General features: G+C 38.8%; 18 protein-coding genes. 10 read left to right on the forward strand and 8 right to left on the reverse strand.

Annotated features, from left to right (window positions below; translation table 11 throughout):
• Positions 1–4: 4 nt before the first annotated feature.
• From OK18_RS04055 to OK18_RS04070, 4 genes are read right to left on the reverse strand one after another with little or no spacing between them, the layout of a single operon-like run.
• Positions 5–640 (reverse strand): hypothetical protein, encoded by a 636-nt coding sequence (locus OK18_RS04055; protein WP_053327178.1) that lies wholly within the window; start codon positions 638–640, stop codon positions 5–7.
• A gap of 3 nt (positions 641–643) precedes the next feature.
• Entirely contained in the window at positions 644–916 is a 273-nt protein-coding gene (locus tag OK18_RS04060) for a DUF3408 domain-containing protein (protein WP_082129130.1), read from the reverse strand.
• 11 nt (positions 917–927) lie between these two features.
• A complete protein-coding gene (locus OK18_RS04065) occupies positions 928–1,338 on the reverse strand; it encodes a DUF3408 domain-containing protein (protein WP_053327180.1) in 411 nt (136 codons plus the stop codon).
• A gap of 11 nt (positions 1,339–1,349) precedes the next feature.
• Positions 1,350–2,117, reverse strand: coding sequence for a ParA family protein (locus tag OK18_RS04070; protein WP_053327181.1), 768 nt, complete (start codon positions 2,115–2,117; stop codon positions 1,350–1,352).
• Positions 2,118–2,815: 698 nt separating this feature from the next.
• Here OK18_RS04070 and mobA point away from each other — a divergent pair.
• From mobA to mobC, 3 genes are all read left to right on the forward strand, one after another.
• On the forward strand, positions 2,816–3,253 hold the full coding sequence (mobA, locus tag OK18_RS04085) for a conjugal transfer protein MobA (protein WP_053327184.1): 438 nt from the start codon (positions 2,816–2,818) through the stop codon (positions 3,251–3,253).
• Between the two features lie 2 nt (positions 3,254–3,255).
• Positions 3,256–4,548 carry a conjugal transfer protein MobB gene (mobB, locus tag OK18_RS04090; RefSeq protein WP_053327185.1) on the forward strand — a complete coding sequence of 431 codons (1,293 nt, stop codon included), beginning with the start codon at positions 3,256–3,258 and terminating at the stop codon, positions 4,546–4,548.
• A 102-nt stretch (positions 4,549–4,650) separates the two neighbouring features.
• A complete protein-coding gene (mobC, locus tag OK18_RS04095) occupies positions 4,651–6,651 on the forward strand; it encodes a conjugal transfer protein MobC (protein ID WP_053327186.1) in 2,001 nt (666 codons plus the stop codon).
• Between the two features lie 164 nt (positions 6,652–6,815).
• Here mobC and OK18_RS04100 read toward each other — a convergent pair whose 3' ends face one another.
• Positions 6,816–7,235 (reverse strand): winged helix-turn-helix transcriptional regulator, encoded by a 420-nt coding sequence (locus OK18_RS04100; protein ID WP_049038296.1) that lies wholly within the window; start codon positions 7,233–7,235, stop codon positions 6,816–6,818.
• 109 nt (positions 7,236–7,344) lie between these two features.
• Here OK18_RS04100 and OK18_RS04105 point away from each other — a divergent pair, with 109 nt between their 5' ends.
• The gene (locus OK18_RS04105; RefSeq protein WP_082129131.1) at positions 7,345–8,136 is read left to right on the forward strand and encodes an alpha/beta hydrolase; all 792 of its coding nucleotides are present in this window, start codon (positions 7,345–7,347) and stop codon (positions 8,134–8,136) included.
• A gap of 412 nt (positions 8,137–8,548) precedes the next feature.
• Here the strand turns inward: OK18_RS04105 and OK18_RS04110 are convergent, their stop codons facing one another.
• Positions 8,549–9,403: an AraC family transcriptional regulator gene (locus tag OK18_RS04110; protein WP_053327188.1), complete on the reverse strand. Its 855-nt coding sequence runs from the start codon at positions 9,401–9,403 to the stop codon at positions 8,549–8,551.
• Between the two features lie 102 nt (positions 9,404–9,505).
• Between OK18_RS04110 and OK18_RS04115 the strand changes: the two genes are divergently transcribed.
• From OK18_RS04115 to OK18_RS04125, 4 genes are all read left to right on the forward strand, one after another.
• Positions 9,506–10,342: an alpha/beta fold hydrolase gene (locus tag OK18_RS04115; RefSeq protein ID WP_053327189.1), complete on the forward strand. Its 837-nt coding sequence runs from the start codon at positions 9,506–9,508 to the stop codon at positions 10,340–10,342.
• A 75-nt stretch (positions 10,343–10,417) separates the two neighbouring features.
• Positions 10,418–10,555 carry a hypothetical protein gene (locus OK18_RS21075; protein ID WP_156173219.1) on the forward strand — a complete coding sequence of 46 codons (138 nt, stop codon included), beginning with the start codon at positions 10,418–10,420 and terminating at the stop codon, positions 10,553–10,555.
• 178 nt (positions 10,556–10,733) lie between these two features.
• On the forward strand, positions 10,734–11,561 hold the full coding sequence (locus OK18_RS04120; RefSeq protein ID WP_167336349.1) for a helix-turn-helix domain-containing protein: 828 nt from the start codon (positions 10,734–10,736) through the stop codon (positions 11,559–11,561).
• 83 nt (positions 11,562–11,644) lie between these two features.
• Entirely contained in the window at positions 11,645–12,415 is a 771-nt protein-coding gene (locus tag OK18_RS04125) for an alpha/beta fold hydrolase (protein WP_049038291.1), read from the forward strand.
• 316 nt (positions 12,416–12,731) lie between these two features.
• Here OK18_RS04125 and OK18_RS04130 read toward each other — a convergent pair whose 3' ends face one another.
• Positions 12,732–13,643: an NAD(P)/FAD-dependent oxidoreductase gene (locus OK18_RS04130; protein ID WP_053329287.1), complete on the reverse strand. Its 912-nt coding sequence runs from the start codon at positions 13,641–13,643 to the stop codon at positions 12,732–12,734.
• 219 nt (positions 13,644–13,862) lie between these two features.
• Between OK18_RS04130 and OK18_RS04135 the strand changes: the two genes are divergently transcribed.
• Entirely contained in the window at positions 13,863–14,246 is a 384-nt protein-coding gene (locus OK18_RS04135; protein ID WP_053327191.1) for a Fur family transcriptional regulator, read from the forward strand.
• Positions 14,247–14,392: 146 nt separating this feature from the next.
• Here OK18_RS04135 and OK18_RS04140 read toward each other — a convergent pair whose 3' ends face one another.
• On the reverse strand, positions 14,393–14,770 hold the full coding sequence (locus tag OK18_RS04140; protein WP_053327192.1) for a DoxX family protein: 378 nt from the start codon (positions 14,768–14,770) through the stop codon (positions 14,393–14,395).
• A 118-nt stretch (positions 14,771–14,888) separates the two neighbouring features.
• Here OK18_RS04140 and OK18_RS04145 point away from each other — a divergent pair, with 118 nt between their 5' ends.
• Entirely contained in the window at positions 14,889–15,233 is a 345-nt protein-coding gene (locus OK18_RS04145) for a winged helix-turn-helix transcriptional regulator (protein WP_228377692.1), read from the forward strand.
• Positions 15,234–15,478: the final 245 nt, after the last annotated feature.

Below are 15,478 nucleotides of genomic sequence, written 5' to 3' on the forward strand. Positions count from 1 at the left end.
AGCCTCACACAAACTCCCCGATATCAAAATCATTCAAATCATTTTTCCGCAAAGTGGAAGAACCGGCTTCCGTTTCAGTAGAGAGTGTGCTGTCCAAAAGCTCGGCAATTTTTCTGGAAGCACCCTCAATGGAATTTTCCAGCAGGCTGAATAATTCGGTTCCCTGTAATCTTTGAACTATGGCTACCGCTGTTTCCTTTTGGGTTGTTTCCAATTTTTCTTTTTGGAGCAACACCCCCACGGAGCTTAGTTCTTCAAAGGTAACCCCCTGGGCAAAACCGTCATCGCCCCCGGATGTTCCGTACCTGTTCCATTCTTCTTCCTCTTCCTCAAAATCAGGCATATTACTGAAAACTTCGTCCAGCTCTTCCTGCGGAATTTGAATACCGACGTTTTCATTTTCGTCGTATTCGATGTCTAAATTAGCGGGGTCGAACGCCTGTTCCTCTATTTGGCGTTCATTGGCAGTGTTTGGCGGCGAAAGTCGTATTACAGGCTTGGGCTGCCCCATAATATCGGGCAGTTTCGGATTGACTTTTTCCTGTTTGGGCTTTTGTTCCGACCTTTTATTAATGACAATCTTGTCCTGCAACAGCAGGGCTATGACTATCAGCAGGCATATCACGATTAGTATTTCCATAGCCTAAAAATTTAGCTTCTCTGAATTGTTATAGACTTCTCTCATTTCAGCCCCGAAATCATCAAAATGATGTTGTAGCAGGTTATGTATATAATCCGCAAGCGTGAGCTTTCTGCCACCGAGCATAAACACGAGCTGGCTTAGTTTCTGATGAAATTCTTTGCTGATATATACTGTTTTTCCGTTCCGTGCTAAAAATGTTGTCGGAGCAAGAAATTTGGATTTGTATTGAGCCGTGCGTAATGCTTTTTCCGGCTTTTGCTTTGCATTTTTCATAATCGGATATTTTATAAAATGGGTTTAAAACGTTCGTTGAAATAATCTGTAATATCATCGCCAAACTCCCTGAAGTGGTGTTCAAGGATGTTATCAATGTATGAGTAGAGGGTTGTTTTTTCCTCCCTTGTCAATTGTACGATGCGGAGCAACCGTTCGTGGTATTCCGGACGAATGTAAACGACCTTGCCACTTCGACCGGACGGAAACCGATTGACCAGAAATGTTTCCTCGTAGTCCGCTTTCTTTGATGTGCTACTTCTGATTTTTTCTTTGGGCTTTGTCTTGGTTTCCTTTGGCTCTGGCTCTTGCTGATTATTTTGGATTGGAACAACAGGCTCATCGCCACTGATGATATTCATTAAATAATCCTCATCGACATCAGGCTTTTTAAAATCGTTGTTCTTGTTATCTGTACTCATAGTTATCGCTTTTATAGATGAGTGATTTTTAAAAATTCCTCCATAAACAAATCCATTTTCGTTGCTTTCAACAATTGCGGTTCGGCTGGCAGCAAACTTGACCTGAACACATAATTTTCGGTATCGTCCGTTTCCTTTCGGAAACGCTTACTATCCATTATCCTGGTTTCCATTATGGGCAGGTTGAGTTGTTTGATGACACTTTGATAAGCCTCATATAATCCCGTTTTTTCCCTGCCGTCCACCTGGTTCCAGAACAGCCATAACTCTTGCTCATCATTACCCTCAATGGTTTTCGGAAGTTCAAGAAAGGCTTTGGTAAAGCCCAATGTGCTTTCCACCACTAAGCGGTCGGCGGTTATGGGCGAAAAGATAAAATCCATCATTTTCAAGGTAGTCAGTACACCTTTGGTATTGGCAGTTCCAGGCAGGTCAAAGAAAATAACATCGGGGACAATAGCCGACTGTCCGATATACTCTGATGCTTTTTCCAAAGCATATTCGGCTTTGCTTTTGATAATCGGGTATGCCTTTTTGTTAATGGTCTGGAACTGCTTCATTGCAGCCTTTTTATGATACTCATTCTGCATTAAGGTCTTCTTATCCCGTTCACGCATATTGGTAAGGCTGTGTTGCGGAAAGTCGCAATCCAATACGAGGACATTAAAGCCTAACCGGTAGTGGAGCACACTTGCCAGCAAGGTAGTCATCGTTGATTTTCCCACACCGCCCTTTTGGGTGGAGAAACTGATTTTTAAGGTTTTCTTTCTTGTTTCCATTATTTAAAAATTTATTGTTACACACTTTATTTGTTTAGCAGGTTTAAATATTCCTGTATTTGAATATTCCTTTGTTCCAATATTCCTGCGTTGTTTTACAGGAATAAGCCTGTATATCTTTTTGCTTTTCTTACAGTCTTGGCAGGTATGTTTTTGGGCAAATGGTAAATTTCACAAAAGGCAAAATGCTTTACCGCTTTTATGCTTTTACACTTTTATAGTTTTATGCTTTTAAAACCTTATGCTTTTATTCCAAACTACCTGCATGCAAATCCTGATTTCTTCTTTGTTTAAATACATTTTTTCCTGCCTGCCCTAAAACCGTAAGGCAAATAAAGCGAATGATTGACCTGATGATTGAAGTATGGCAGTGTTTGGCGTTCAAAGGCAGTGTTTGTCCGGGTATTGCCTTGCAATACTCTCTGGAAGAGGTCATTACTTTGTGTAATGAATTTAATTAACGGATTTATGCAAAAGCATCTTGAGAAAATGGACACGAAACAGGACGGCATCGGGTCGTTTTTCCCTGTTACATTTAATCCGTCCCGCAGGGCGGATTTTTGTGTTCACCGGAACACGGCAAGTTGTGTTTTGAGCATCTCGAAACGATTTCCGATGCTCAAAACAACTTGCCCTTGCAGGGGGCAGAAAACGTCCTCCGAAGTCGGCATTTTGTATAAATTAAAAATGGATTAGTGATGAACGAGAACAGCAAAAAGCAGTTAAAAAAGACAGGTCGTCCGCTAAAAAACGACCCTGCGAAAATTCGGTACACGATTTCCTTTAACGAGGAAGAACACGCCCGTTTTCTTGCCCTGTTTGACCAATCGGGTATGCAGGTAAAGGCACATTTTATAACATCCTGCATCTTCGACAAGACGATAAAATCCGTAAAGATTGACAAAGGAACGGTTGATTTTTATATGCGATTGACTTCGTTTCACAGTCAATTCCGCTCTATCGGGGTTAATTATAATCAGGTGGTAAAGCTGTTGTACAAGAATTTTTCGGAGAAAAAGGCATCGGCTTACCTGTATAAATTGGAAAAGCAGACGGCAGAAATGGTCGGATTGTTCAAAGAAGTGGTACAGATAACGGAGGAATTTGATAAAAAATACCTCAAAAAACAGCCTTAATAATGATTGCAAAAATCGGAAGAAGTGAAAATTTATACGGAGCATTGGCGTACAATAATCTGAAAGTGGAAAAGGAAAACGGGCAAATCCTGTTTGCCAACAAGATAATTGAAACGTCAGACGGGCAATATTCCGTTGCACAATTAGCACAATCTTTTGCACCTTATCTGTTGGCAAATCTCAATACCCAAAAACATACGTTGCATATTTCGCTCAATCCCGACCCGAAAGATAACGTCAGCGATGATAAATATCGGGAAATGGCACAGCAGTATATGCGAGAAATGGGCTACGGCGAACAGCCTTTTGTGGTATTCAAACATACGGACATTGACCGTTCCCATATTCATATCGTATCGGTCTGCGTGGACGAGAACGGTAAAAAAATCTCTGACAAGTTTGAAAAAATGCGGTCGATGAATATTTGCCGTGAACTCGAAAAGCAACACCATTTAATACCAGCTACGGACAAGGAACGTCAGCAGAGCGATAAGATTTTTAAGCCTGTGGATTATAAAGCAGGCGACGTAAAAAGTCAGATTGCTTCCGTAGTTCGGCATTTACCTAACTATTATCAATTTCAGACTTTGGGAGAATACAATGCTTTGCTATCCCTGTTCAATATTACGACAGAGAAAGTGGAGGGCGAATTGCAAGGACAGCACCGTGAGGGATTATTATATATTCCGTTGAATGAACAGGGCGAAAAAGCCGGACACCCGTTCAAGGCTTCTCTGTTCGGGAAAAACGCAGGGCTTCCGGCATTGAAATCGCATATCGAGATATGCGATACGAAGTTAAAAAACCACCCTACCAAACCGACTTTAAAAGCAGCCGTTACCATTGCCCTGCAATCTACTGCTGATGAATTGAGCTTTAAAAAACAGTTGGGCGAGCAAGGTATTAATGTAGTGGTACGGAGGAACGACACCGGACGTATTTACGGTATGACGTTCATCGACCACAATTCCAAAACCGTTTGGAACGGTTCACGTTTAGGCAAGGAGCTTTCCGCAAATGTTTTTAATGATTATTGGAACAATAACATCAAGCCCGACATCAAAGAGCCTGACAAGCCAAAAGAAAAAATATCCCGTTCACAGGACAAGGAAGATTTACCAGCCGAAAAACCGCACCCAATGTTTGAATTTGATAATACCAATAAGAAAGACGACGGTCTGATTGAAGCCTTTGGCGGTTTTTTTATTCCTGAAGCACAGGGCGAGGATTATGAGGAGCAGGACTTTGCTAACAAGATGAAGAAAAAGCGGAAACGCAAAAGAGGTCAGCAGTAGTATTCAGCCAAACACCGCCACCTACTGCCTTTGACTGCCACAATCTTATAGCCACGCTATACAGCCTATAAATTCACGCCCGAACATTTAAAATTTATAGAAATGCAGGGAGAAGACGACATCAGAGGGCTTGCAAAGATTATGGCTTTTATGCGGGCAGTAAGCATCATTATAGTATTGATGCACTTGTATTGGTTCTGTTACGGGTTCTTTATACATCGTGGCTGGACATTGGAAATCATCAATAAGATTTTAGGGAATTTCAACCGAACGGCAGGACTGTTTGAACACACTTTATATACCAAAGTCTTCGCTTTGGTATTGTTGGCTTTGAGCTGTTTGGGTACGAAAGGCGTTAAGGACAAAAAGATTACTTGGGGCAAAATATACTTGGCTTTGGGTATCGGCTTCGCCCTGTTCTTTTTAAACTTTCCATTGCTAAAGCTATCACTAAACACCGCTACATTTCTGTATATCCTAACGACGGGTTTAGGCTATATCGCTTTAATGGTTGCAGGAGTTTGGATGAGCCGTTTGCTTCGTAGCAATTTAATGGACGACGTATTCAACAATGAAAACGAGAGTTTTCAGCAGGAAACCAAATTAATGCAAAATGAATACTCGGTTAATCTGCCCACTAAATTTTACTACAAAAATAAATGGAATGACGGATGGATAAATATTGTAAACCCTTTTCGGGCAACGATTGTACTCGGAACCCCCGGTTCCGGTAAATCCTACGCCATTGTAAACAACTACATCAAGCAGCAGATAGAGAAAGGGTTTAGTATGTATATCTACGATTTTAAGTTTGACGACCTTTCAACGATTGCTTACAACCACTTACTGAAAAACAGGGATAAGTACAAAGTTCAACCGAAATTTTATGTGATAAACTTTGACGACCCACGAAAGAGCCACCGCTGTAATCCGCTCAATCCCGACTTTATGACGGACATTTCTGATGCCTACGAAGCGGCTTATACCATTATGCTAAACCTCAACAGGTCGTGGATACAGAAGCAAGGGGATTTTTTCGTGGAAAGTCCTATTATCTTGTTGGCAGCAATAATTTGGTATCTGAAAATATACGATAACGGTAAATATTGTACATTCCCACACGCTATCGAATTGCTGAATAAAAAGTATTCAGACGTATTTACGATACTTACTTCATATCCCGATTTGGAAAATTACTTGTCGCCTTTTATGGATGCGTGGCAAGGCGGAGCACAAGACCAATTACAGGGACAAATTGCATCGGCTAAAATTCCTTTGTCAAGAATGATTTCGCCGAGCTTGTATTGGGTAATGACCGGAGATGATTTTTCACTCGACATCAACAACCCGAACGAGCCAAAGATTTTGTGCGTGGGTAACAACCCTGACCGCCAAAATATTTATTCGGCTGCATTGGGTTTGTACAATTCAAGAATTGTAAAGCTCATCAACAAAAAAGGGCAATTAAAGAGTTCGGTTATCATAGATGAATTGCCCACAATTTATTTCAGGGGATTGGATAATTTGATTGCAACGGCGAGAAGTAATAAGGTAGCAGTTTGCTTGGGCTTTCAGGATTTCTCACAGCTCATACGTGATTATGGAGATAAAGAAGCCAAGGTTATTCAAAATACGGTAGGTAATATTTTCAGTGGGCAGGTTGTGGGCGAAACGGCAAAAAGCCTTTCGGAACGCTTTGGGAAAGTGTTGCAAAAACGGCAAAGTATGACGATAAACCGTAATGATAAATCAACTTCTATTTCTACCCAATTAGACAGCCTTATTCCGGCTTCCAAAATTTCAACTTTGACACAAGGTATGTTCGTAGGCTCTGTATCGGATAACTTCGATGAACGTATCGACCAAAAGATTTTCCACGCTGAAATTGTGGTGGACAATAAAATGGTTGCAGCCGAAATCAAAGCCTACCAAAAGATACCACAGATTTTATCTTTTGTTGATGAAAACGGAGTTGATTATATGAAACAGGAAATCGAAAGCAACTACCGTCTGATAAAAGCAGACATTGTGCATATTGTTGAAAGCGAAATGGAACGTATCAAAAATGATCCCAATTTGCAGCATTTGATCCAAAAAGATTAAAAAAAAAATAGATAAACGGCTTTTGCAAGCATTGTGGACGAATACCTGAGACAATAAAGTTCACATAGCTAACTCTGTATCTTTTGGATAATGCAAATGAGGGGTTCAATTATCTTCAGTACTCTCTCGAAAACTGATACGTTTTTTATGGATAGCTAAAAACGTCACTTCTCTTTTCTGTCTTCTTCCATCAGTCTTGGCAAATTCATGGTACAATAATTAGTACCTACCATTTTCCATTTGAGTCCCCAATGATGGAGGTCAAGAATAATTTTCAACAATTGTGTGCCTTTCTCGGTTGGGATGTACCTAATCTGTGGTGGTGTGGTGTTTTCAACGGGTTCTGCGATAACCAAAAACTCTTCTTTTAACTCTTTCAACCGGATGCTCAATGTTTGATCCGACATCGTAGGAAAAGCTTTTTTCAAGGTACTGAACTGCGAAATACCTTCGGCTATGCAATACAAAACTTGCATCTTCCAACGTAAGGAAATCTGAGCCAAAACTTCATTAACATCACAAGCTTCAGCTAGTGTTTGCAGGTTTTCGGTATTGGTAGAAGATTCTTTTCTTGGGGTTGCCATGTTGAAATAAATCATTTGCTATCGACTCACTTCAGGATGAGTTATTGCCTTCAAAAAAGCATGTTTTTACTTTTGCCTTGTTTAATTTAATTATACAAATTTATAAAAAATGAAACAATTTAAAGTATTATTCATGCTGCTTTTAATGATAAGCAGCTTTACATTTACGCAAGCACAACCACATAAAAACGAACCCACATTTGTCTTGGTACATGGTGCGTGGCATGGCGGTTGGTGTTGGCAAGAAGTAGAAAAGGAGCTAGCCCAAAAACACTACAATGTGTACTCTCCTTCGCTTACGGGATTGGGTGACAGAAAACATTTGATTAATGATGATATAGATATCAGTACGCATATTCGGGACATCGTGAATTTGATTGAAATGGAGGATCTACACGATGTATATTTGGTGGGGCATAGTTATGCAGGTGCTGTAATTGCAGGTGTGGCAGACCAAATTCCCGAGCGTCTACATAAGTTGATTTTCTTGGATGCGATGATTGTTGAAAATGGTATGAGCCCTATTTCGATGCAGCCCGAACCTGTTCGTGAAATTCAGATGGAAAACATTCGTAATAAAGAACATTTTGAACCTTTTGACGTAGCATTATTTGGCGTTACAGAACCTAATCTGGTTAAATGGGTAGAAGAGCGCATTACACCACAACCTTTTGGGACGTTTGCACAAGTATTGCATTTAGATCATGTTTATGGAAACGGATTGCCTTTGGTTTTTATCGCTTGTACAGATCCGCAATTGCCAATTATGAAAGAGATGAGCGAAAAAGTTTTGGCCGATAAAAATCTAAAATGGCAATATCTGGAAATTGCTACAGGACATGATGCCATGCTAACCGCCCCGAAAAAACTATCTAAAATGTTCATTGGTTTAGTTGATTAATTAAAGCAAATGAAAAACTATAAATAGAGCCAAAGGGAAAGCCTTTGGCTTCCTTTGTTCGTTAAAATTGATATAATAGAGTGAAAAATGATCAATAATGACAATTTGCCGTCATTATTGCATAAATATGTGAAACTTGAGAAAACCAAAAGGGATGAAGTTCCTTGGCATACACAAGAAAAGATCGTGGTTTATTTTACATCATTTCCGCTAAACGCATATATTCTCTTTTATATTGATGTTACAATGAAATCCTTTCTGTAAACTTGGATGATAAAGAGATTGCTATATATACAAAGGCATTCGTGCCTAAAACCAAAGTCAACAAATCAAGGTGATTACAACAGTACTGTGCTTTAGCGACTAATGCCGCTAATGGACTATATATAAAGGTCTGAAATGTTGGTTTTATTTAATCTTTTTGAGTTTGATTAAGTAAAGATTTCTTTCTGAAGTTGATGGGACTGTCGTTTCTCATAGTCTTGTAATATTGGTAAAAATGACTGACATCATGAAATCCGAATTCTTCGGCTATTTTTTTCATGTTGACATTGGAAGTCATTAATCGACTTTCAATCAGATTCAGTTTATAGCGCTGGATATAATCCCTATACGAGTGACCATAGGTTTTCCGAAAATAATTACTAAAGTAGCTTTCTGAAATGTGAAAACGACTTGCTATATTTCTTATATGTAGCATTTTAGGTTGATAAATATGCTCGTGGATATAATCTAAGAGATTATCAATATTACCAGAGAGAGGCTGTCGACCTAATGAATGGTAAATATTAGTACGAAGGATATTCATTATGGATAGAAACTGATGGTATAGCCAAACTGAATTGATTTGTTGTGTTACATTGCTGGCATCTACCATATTCGTAAACGTGCGTTCAATAATCTGATCATAAGGTGGGGTTATTTGAATTTTATTTTCTTTTATCCAAAGATTGTGCATGAGGTGTTTTATTTGGTCAACTACTTTCAAATCACCATTAAAAGCTGGATGCAGCGTGATGTAATTAAGGCTGAATTTCAAAATTGTAAAATGCGTGATCGTTGCCGGTTCAAAGACGTGATGATCGGTCGGCGAAATTAAATAGACATCCCTCGGTTCGTAATACAATCGCTTTTCGTTCAGAATATGGACACCTGTGCCGTTAAAAATATAGACAATTTCATAATAATTATGGCTGTGCTTGGGAAAATGTTGAATGTCATCCTCGTAATCTTCAATAACCAGCGGTAAAAACTGAACAAGTTTCATCTTTAGATAGACTTGAAAAAACAAACCTACAAAAAAAAGAAATAAATCTACAATGATTTATGTTGTTTAACAGCCGACTTTTACATAAAAAAAGAAGAAGCAATGAATATAAAAATGAAGTATTTGGAACTTGAAGGGAAAAGGTTCGCTTATTATTCAGCAGGTCAAAAACATAACCCTGCAATCGTGTTATTACATGGATGGCCTGAAACATCAAAAATATGGGGAAAAATCATTTCAGCATTAGAGGTTAATTATTATGTGCTGGCGATTGATTTGCCCGGACTTGGCGAAAGTGACGGATTAGATAACTATGATACAGATACTGTTGCCAGTTGGATTCGTAAAATCTTAACGTCTTTGGATATTTCGCACTTTAATCTTGTTTCCCATGATATCGGAAGTTGGGTAGCGTCTACCTATGCCCTAAAATATCCGGAAGACCTGATATCTCTGGTTTTAATCGATGCCGGAATTCCCGGTATCCTGCCAGATTCTTTTTTCTCATTCGACAACTATAAAAAATCATGGCATTTTTATTTCCATGCGGTACCCGATTTGCCGGAATTCCTTATCCAAGGACATGTGAAGGAATATATCACCTGGTTTTTCAATAATAAAAGCTTTGTAAAAGCCGCTATAACGGAAGATGATATTACATATTATGCGCAACTATATCAAGACAGGATATCGGAGGGATTAGGCTATTATCGGAGTTATACGGAAAGTGTTAAAACAAATAGAAGTTTGCTGCAAAAACTGTCTTTGCCCGTGCTAGCGATTGGTGGAGAATTTGCGGTGGGTGATAAGATGAAGGATGTTGCTGTTGCCTTATCTGACAGCCCACGGTTTGAGAATGTTAAGGATTGTGGTCATTTCGTTCCGGAAGAACAGCCCGAAGCCTTATTAAATATTCTCCTTTCCTTTTTTAGGGATTGAATAATATTCCGACTGAGGCATCCTGCATTCCTATGAAGAATATAAAATGCCGTAAAGCAAACTGCTGAAAATGATATGAAAGGAATTGTCGGCTATACTGAAGATGATGTTGTTTCCACAAAAAGGTTTTCGAGGTACCTGAGAATTGCATGTTTGATTTTATTCTCCATCGTCCGCCTTATCGAAAAAAAAGATGCTGTTTCGGATTTTTGAGACAGTATCTTTTTATTCCTGTATGTGTCCTCATGGGCAACATATTTTACAAATCCAATTTAAAAGGATCAATTTACTTTATCAAAATTACTATTTTCGGCATATCGTTGTATAGTCTATAGTCATGCTTTCTCAAAAAATAAAGAGTCTTCAATTCGATGATAAAATTTCCATCGGTATGGAAATTATACCGATAGATAGGGACTATGTAGCCAAAAGTGCCAACCTGACAACAGCTCACAGAGCTTCTTTTTACTGCGTCTTGTGGTTTCAGGAAGGAAATCCAACACATCAGGTAGATTTTACGCCGATAAAAGTGCAACCAGAAAGTTTGCTTTTTGTAGGAAAAGACAGCGTACAGTTTTTTGATCAGGGAAAAAACTTCAAGGCTAAAGTGTTACTTTTTACTGATGCATTTTTCTGTAGAAATGATGATGATGTAAAGTATTTGAACAGGACTCCTTTATTCCAGACATTCGGCAGTTCCCAGCACTGCACGTTGAGTGTTTCTGAAGAATTGAAAACACTTTGGACATTCATGGAGCAAGAGGATAAAACTCCACATGACAGATTTAAGCCAATCCTTTTACGAAATTACCTTGAGAGTTTTTTGTTGCAAGCAGAAAGGGCAATTGGAGATGGTATAAGCTCCCCATCAACCAACGAAATTTACAAGGAAATATTCTTTGATTTTAATAAGTTGGTAGAAGAGCACTTTAAAGAGCAAAAGCCAGTTTCTTATTATTCAGAGCAATTATATGTATCTCCAAAGGTTCTCTCCAGAGCTACCCGACAACTCACAGGTAAAACGCCCAAACGTATTTTGGATGAAAGGATGCTACTGGAAGCAAAACGGTTGCTAATGTATGATATAAGTGCAGGAAAAGAAATTGGTTATTCTCTTGGTTTTACAGAACCTACAAATTTTATTAAGTTCTTCAGAAAGCATACAGGTAAGACACCTCTTGCCTTCCGTGCATATTATCGTCAGACAATGGGGATGTAAATTATCATCATACGGCACATTTTCACCTTTCCTAACTTCTGTATAGGGCAGACCTTTGTCTTAAAATTCAAAAACAAAAAATCATGTTTTATCAAGTAAACGACGTTCAATTATTCGTAGCCGATGAGGGAGACAAAACCCCTACATTATTATTTATCCATTTTTGGGGAGGTTCATCAAGAACATGGAAACCGGTAACAGATATACTGTACACAAAATACCGTTGTGTCAGGTTCGACCAACGGGGATGGGGCAGATCTGATAAACCAAAGTCCGGCTATGATATTCGGTCTTTAGCCGAAGATGTATTAGCATTGGTAGCAATCATGGGCCTTGATGATTATATTTTGGTTGGACATTCTATGGGCGGAAAAATTGCACAAGTAATAGCTGGTAGTAACCCTAAAGGACTTAGAAAGTTAATTCTTGTCGCTCCATCGCCTGCTACACCAACAATACTGCCTAAAGAAATGAAACAAAAAATGACAACCGCATATACTTCATTGGAAAACATCACCGAAACCATTGAACAAGTCTTTAAAGCTAATGATTTATCATCAGAGAGCAAACAGCAAGTAACTGAAGATATGCTGCACCATAGTACGGCGTCCAGGCGTAGCTGGCCTGAGTCAGCTTTAGGCGAAGATGTTTCCGAATGTTTACCAAATATTCAAATTCCTACATTGGTGATTGCCGGAGAAAATGACATTGTTGATTCTCCGGATCGTTTAAGACAAGAGGTTTTGCAAAAAATACCAAATGCTGAAATGGTCATTATTCCTAATGTCGGACATCTTATGATGCTTCAGACTCCTGAAAAAGTGGCGGAGCTGATAAGTACTTTCTGTCAGTAGCCTCCTCAAAATGGAATCGCTATTATAGCAATAGCGGTTTTAATTCTTTGTGATGTAAATTCTACGGAATGAAAAATATTTAATTACCATTGTTGCTGAATAAAGAGGGACTATCTAAAAACCCCAAGATAGCCTCTCTTTATATAGTAAATAGGCGCTCGCACAATCAAATATGCAATTCTTCATGCCTTAGGAAAGACATGAAATACAGGCACTTTTATTAAAACAACACTATGAAAAATGTTTTCATATTTACAAACTAATTTTAGGTTTTACAGTCTGTAATTGAGAGCAAGATATAGGTATAAGTTGATTTCTATAAAAATTCTTCTTCGGTCAATTCGTTGTTTATAGCCGCACCTGCAATATTTCCAGTTGAAACCGCATTAGCCACCGAACGCAAAGGATTGGTGTTATCGCCACAAGCATAGATACCCGGAACCGTTGTTTGTTGAAACATATCCACTTTTATATGTCCCGTTTCTGTGACCTCACAACCTAAATCTATCGGAATTTTGCAATGTTGTTCAAACGGAATGGCCGCATAGGCTGCACCAAAGTTTTCTTTCGTTCCGTCTTCAAAAATCAATGCTGTCATATTTCCGTTTTGGTGGCGGATTGCTTTCACGGCTTTTTCAACGATTTTGATTTGATGATTTTTCAGTTTGGCAAATTGTGCATCTTTAAAATCGGCTTTACCTCCGGTAACAATCGTGATTTTATCGGTCAGGTTATGGACTAACGATGCAAGGTGAAAAGCCCTGTCCCCATTAGCGATAATAGCGGTTTGGGTTCCTTTAAATTCATAGCCGTGGCAGTACGGACAATGAATGACGGTCTTGCCCCAACATTCTTCAAAACCTTTTATATCGGGAAAGACATCTTTTATTCCGGTTGCAAAAACTAGCTTTTTCGCAGAAAATTGTTCTCCGGATTGTATAGTGATTTCAAAACCATTTTCAGCTTTCTTGCCTTTCGTAGCATAGCCTTCAGAGAATTTCACGGTATCGTATTGCAATACTTGTTCTTTGGCTTTTGCCGCAATCTCTCCGGGAACAGCCCCGTCCTGTGTAATGAAATTGTGCGAATGCGGCGTATAGCGATTGCAAGGTTTTCCACTGTCAATGATTAACACGTTACGTAACGAACGACCTAAGGCCATTGCCGCAGATAGTCCTGCATAGCTTCCGCCGATGATGATTACATCGAATTGATTATTGTCTGTCATACTGTTAAATTTTGAAAATATTGTTAATGGAAAAGGCAATGCTAATGCGGTTAATGCAAGCCCGCCTTGTTTGATGATTTCACGTCTTGTGAATGTATTGCTCATGTTTTCAGCTCATATTTTTCCCTTTACAAAATTAGATAAATTTCTTTTAATGCGACATTGTCGCATTAATTTTTTGTAATTTTATAGCGATAATTTTTAGAATATTTTTGTACAATGTTTAAACGAAGGAATACAGAGGCAAAAGGTGCTGTTCTATCGGTATTGACAAGAAAAAGAAGGGCAATGAGCCAAGATACTATAATACAACAAATGGGGGTTAAAGCAGATAGAGCAACTGTTTACCGTATATTAAATCGTCTTTGTGAAGACGAAATAGTTCATAAAATAATAGCTGATGATGGCAAACAGTATTTTGCTATGTGCGTGAGCTGTGATAATGATAAGATTCCTGCGAATCATTTTCATTTTCGTTGTGTAAAATGCGAGACTATCGAGTGTCTGCCAACATTAATAGATTTTTCAGTCCCAAATGGTTATACGGTACAACGAATGAACTGTATCATAGTGGGTATTTGTAAAAATTGTTCTATGCATTAAGCAAATGTAGCTTATGTAACGGGAAAGCGATAATCTGAAATAGAGTAAAAGGAAGCTTAAACTAAAGTTACCAGCAAGACTAAACGACCGTACAGTCCGACACTTGAAAAAAACAACGAAAGACTGTTCACTGCGCCGACAGACAATCATTCAGACTTTCCGACAACAGTTTTGGGCAACTTGTGATATGTTACATACGACACAACAAGTATTACCAAAACCACAATAGGTGCAATCGTATGGAAAGCATCATCGCCAACAACGATGTGAGCAATAATTGCCGAAACAAAACTGATTGCCAAGCCGATGTAAGACGCTTCTCGCACCAAACGGAAAGGCAACCAAATGGCAATTGCAGCAAGAAATTTGGCGATAGCCAATTCTATTCTGAAATAATCGGGAAAACCTAAATGCTCAAATGCCCATTTTAGTTGAGGATTTGTCAGGTAGGCGTAGGATGAAAAAAGCATATTGATTGAGATAAGCCCTGTCGTAATGTAATACGTGATTTTTGTTGCTTTCATTTTTTTATTGTTTTGATGTTGCTAATTTACTTACATTTGCTAATAAATTATTAGTAGTAAACTAAAGGTTAGTAGTAATATATAGGTTACTGCAAAGAAAAGTATGGGGCAAAAAATAGTGTATTCGCACACGGCTTGTGCAAAAAATATAGATGCCGTTGAGGACGCTCTATATGTATTGGGCGGAAAATGGAAACTACGGATAGTCATCGCATTGGAAAGCGGACATTGCCGTTTTAATGAACTACAACGGGTAATCAAAGGCATTTCGGCAAGGGTGCTTTCAAACGAATTGAAACAGTTGGAAATGAATGGCTTAGTAAAGAGGGTAGTTCACGCAGATAAAACGCCTGTTGTTGTAGAGTATCGTCCAACAGAATACGCCTCAACACTCAAAGACGTTGTTTCTGCATTAGCCGACTGGGGACAAAAACATAGAAAGAAAATTACGACAAACCGATAATACAAAAGCCCGCGCTGGCAACATCGGTTTTACAAGAGCCGGGAAGAACATCCTCATATGAAAGTTTTCGCTATATCTGTAGCTCCTCCGTGCTTCGCAAGAAAGTACGTGCTAAAAATCCCCGTCTTCGCCCCCCCAAAAAAAAGCCGTTAAATGCACCTTGAAATGTAATAAGCTCTCTTCCTATGTCTAATACTGATAAATTTGAATATTATACTTTATGATGATTTAGTCCCTTAATATCA

Source organism: Chryseobacterium gallinarum, from assembly GCF_001021975.1.
Classification (GTDB): Bacteria; Bacteroidota; Bacteroidia; order Flavobacteriales; family Weeksellaceae; genus Chryseobacterium; species Chryseobacterium gallinarum.

What these genes read in the sequence shown, in the direction of transcription:
- OK18_RS04055 (WP_053327178.1), bottom strand. Translation starts at nt 640, where the DNA reads ATGGAAATACTAATCGTGATATGCCTGCTGATAGTCATAGCCCTGCTG.
- OK18_RS04060 (WP_082129130.1), bottom strand. Translation starts at nt 916, where the DNA reads ATGAAAAATGCAAAGCAAAAGCCGGAAAAAGCATTACGCACGGCTCAA.
- OK18_RS04065 (WP_053327180.1), bottom strand. Translation starts at nt 1,338, where the DNA reads ATGAGTACAGATAACAAGAACAACGATTTTAAAAAGCCTGATGTCGAT.
- OK18_RS04070 (WP_053327181.1), bottom strand. Translation starts at nt 2,117, where the DNA reads ATGGAAACAAGAAAGAAAACCTTAAAAATCAGTTTCTCCACCCAAAAG.
- mobA (WP_053327184.1), top strand. Translation starts at nt 2,816, where the DNA reads ATGAACGAGAACAGCAAAAAGCAGTTAAAAAAGACAGGTCGTCCGCTA.
- mobB (WP_053327185.1), top strand. Translation starts at nt 3,256, where the DNA reads ATGATTGCAAAAATCGGAAGAAGTGAAAATTTATACGGAGCATTGGCG.
- mobC (WP_053327186.1), top strand. Translation starts at nt 4,651, where the DNA reads ATGCAGGGAGAAGACGACATCAGAGGGCTTGCAAAGATTATGGCTTTT.
- OK18_RS04100 (WP_049038296.1), bottom strand. Translation starts at nt 7,235, where the DNA reads ATGGCAACCCCAAGAAAAGAATCTTCTACCAATACCGAAAACCTGCAA.
- OK18_RS04105 (WP_082129131.1), top strand. Translation starts at nt 7,345, where the DNA reads ATGAAACAATTTAAAGTATTATTCATGCTGCTTTTAATGATAAGCAGC.
- OK18_RS04110 (WP_053327188.1), bottom strand. Translation starts at nt 9,403, where the DNA reads ATGAAACTTGTTCAGTTTTTACCGCTGGTTATTGAAGATTACGAGGAT.
- OK18_RS04115 (WP_053327189.1), top strand. Translation starts at nt 9,506, where the DNA reads ATGAATATAAAAATGAAGTATTTGGAACTTGAAGGGAAAAGGTTCGCT.
- OK18_RS21075 (WP_156173219.1), top strand. Translation starts at nt 10,418, where the DNA reads ATGAAAGGAATTGTCGGCTATACTGAAGATGATGTTGTTTCCACAAAA.
- OK18_RS04120 (WP_167336349.1), top strand. Translation starts at nt 10,734, where the DNA reads ATGGAAATTATACCGATAGATAGGGACTATGTAGCCAAAAGTGCCAAC.
- OK18_RS04125 (WP_049038291.1), top strand. Translation starts at nt 11,645, where the DNA reads ATGTTTTATCAAGTAAACGACGTTCAATTATTCGTAGCCGATGAGGGA.
- OK18_RS04130 (WP_053329287.1), bottom strand. Translation starts at nt 13,643, where the DNA reads ATGACAGACAATAATCAATTCGATGTAATCATCATCGGCGGAAGCTAT.
- OK18_RS04135 (WP_053327191.1), top strand. Translation starts at nt 13,863, where the DNA reads ATGTTTAAACGAAGGAATACAGAGGCAAAAGGTGCTGTTCTATCGGTA.
- OK18_RS04140 (WP_053327192.1), bottom strand. Translation starts at nt 14,770, where the DNA reads ATGAAAGCAACAAAAATCACGTATTACATTACGACAGGGCTTATCTCA.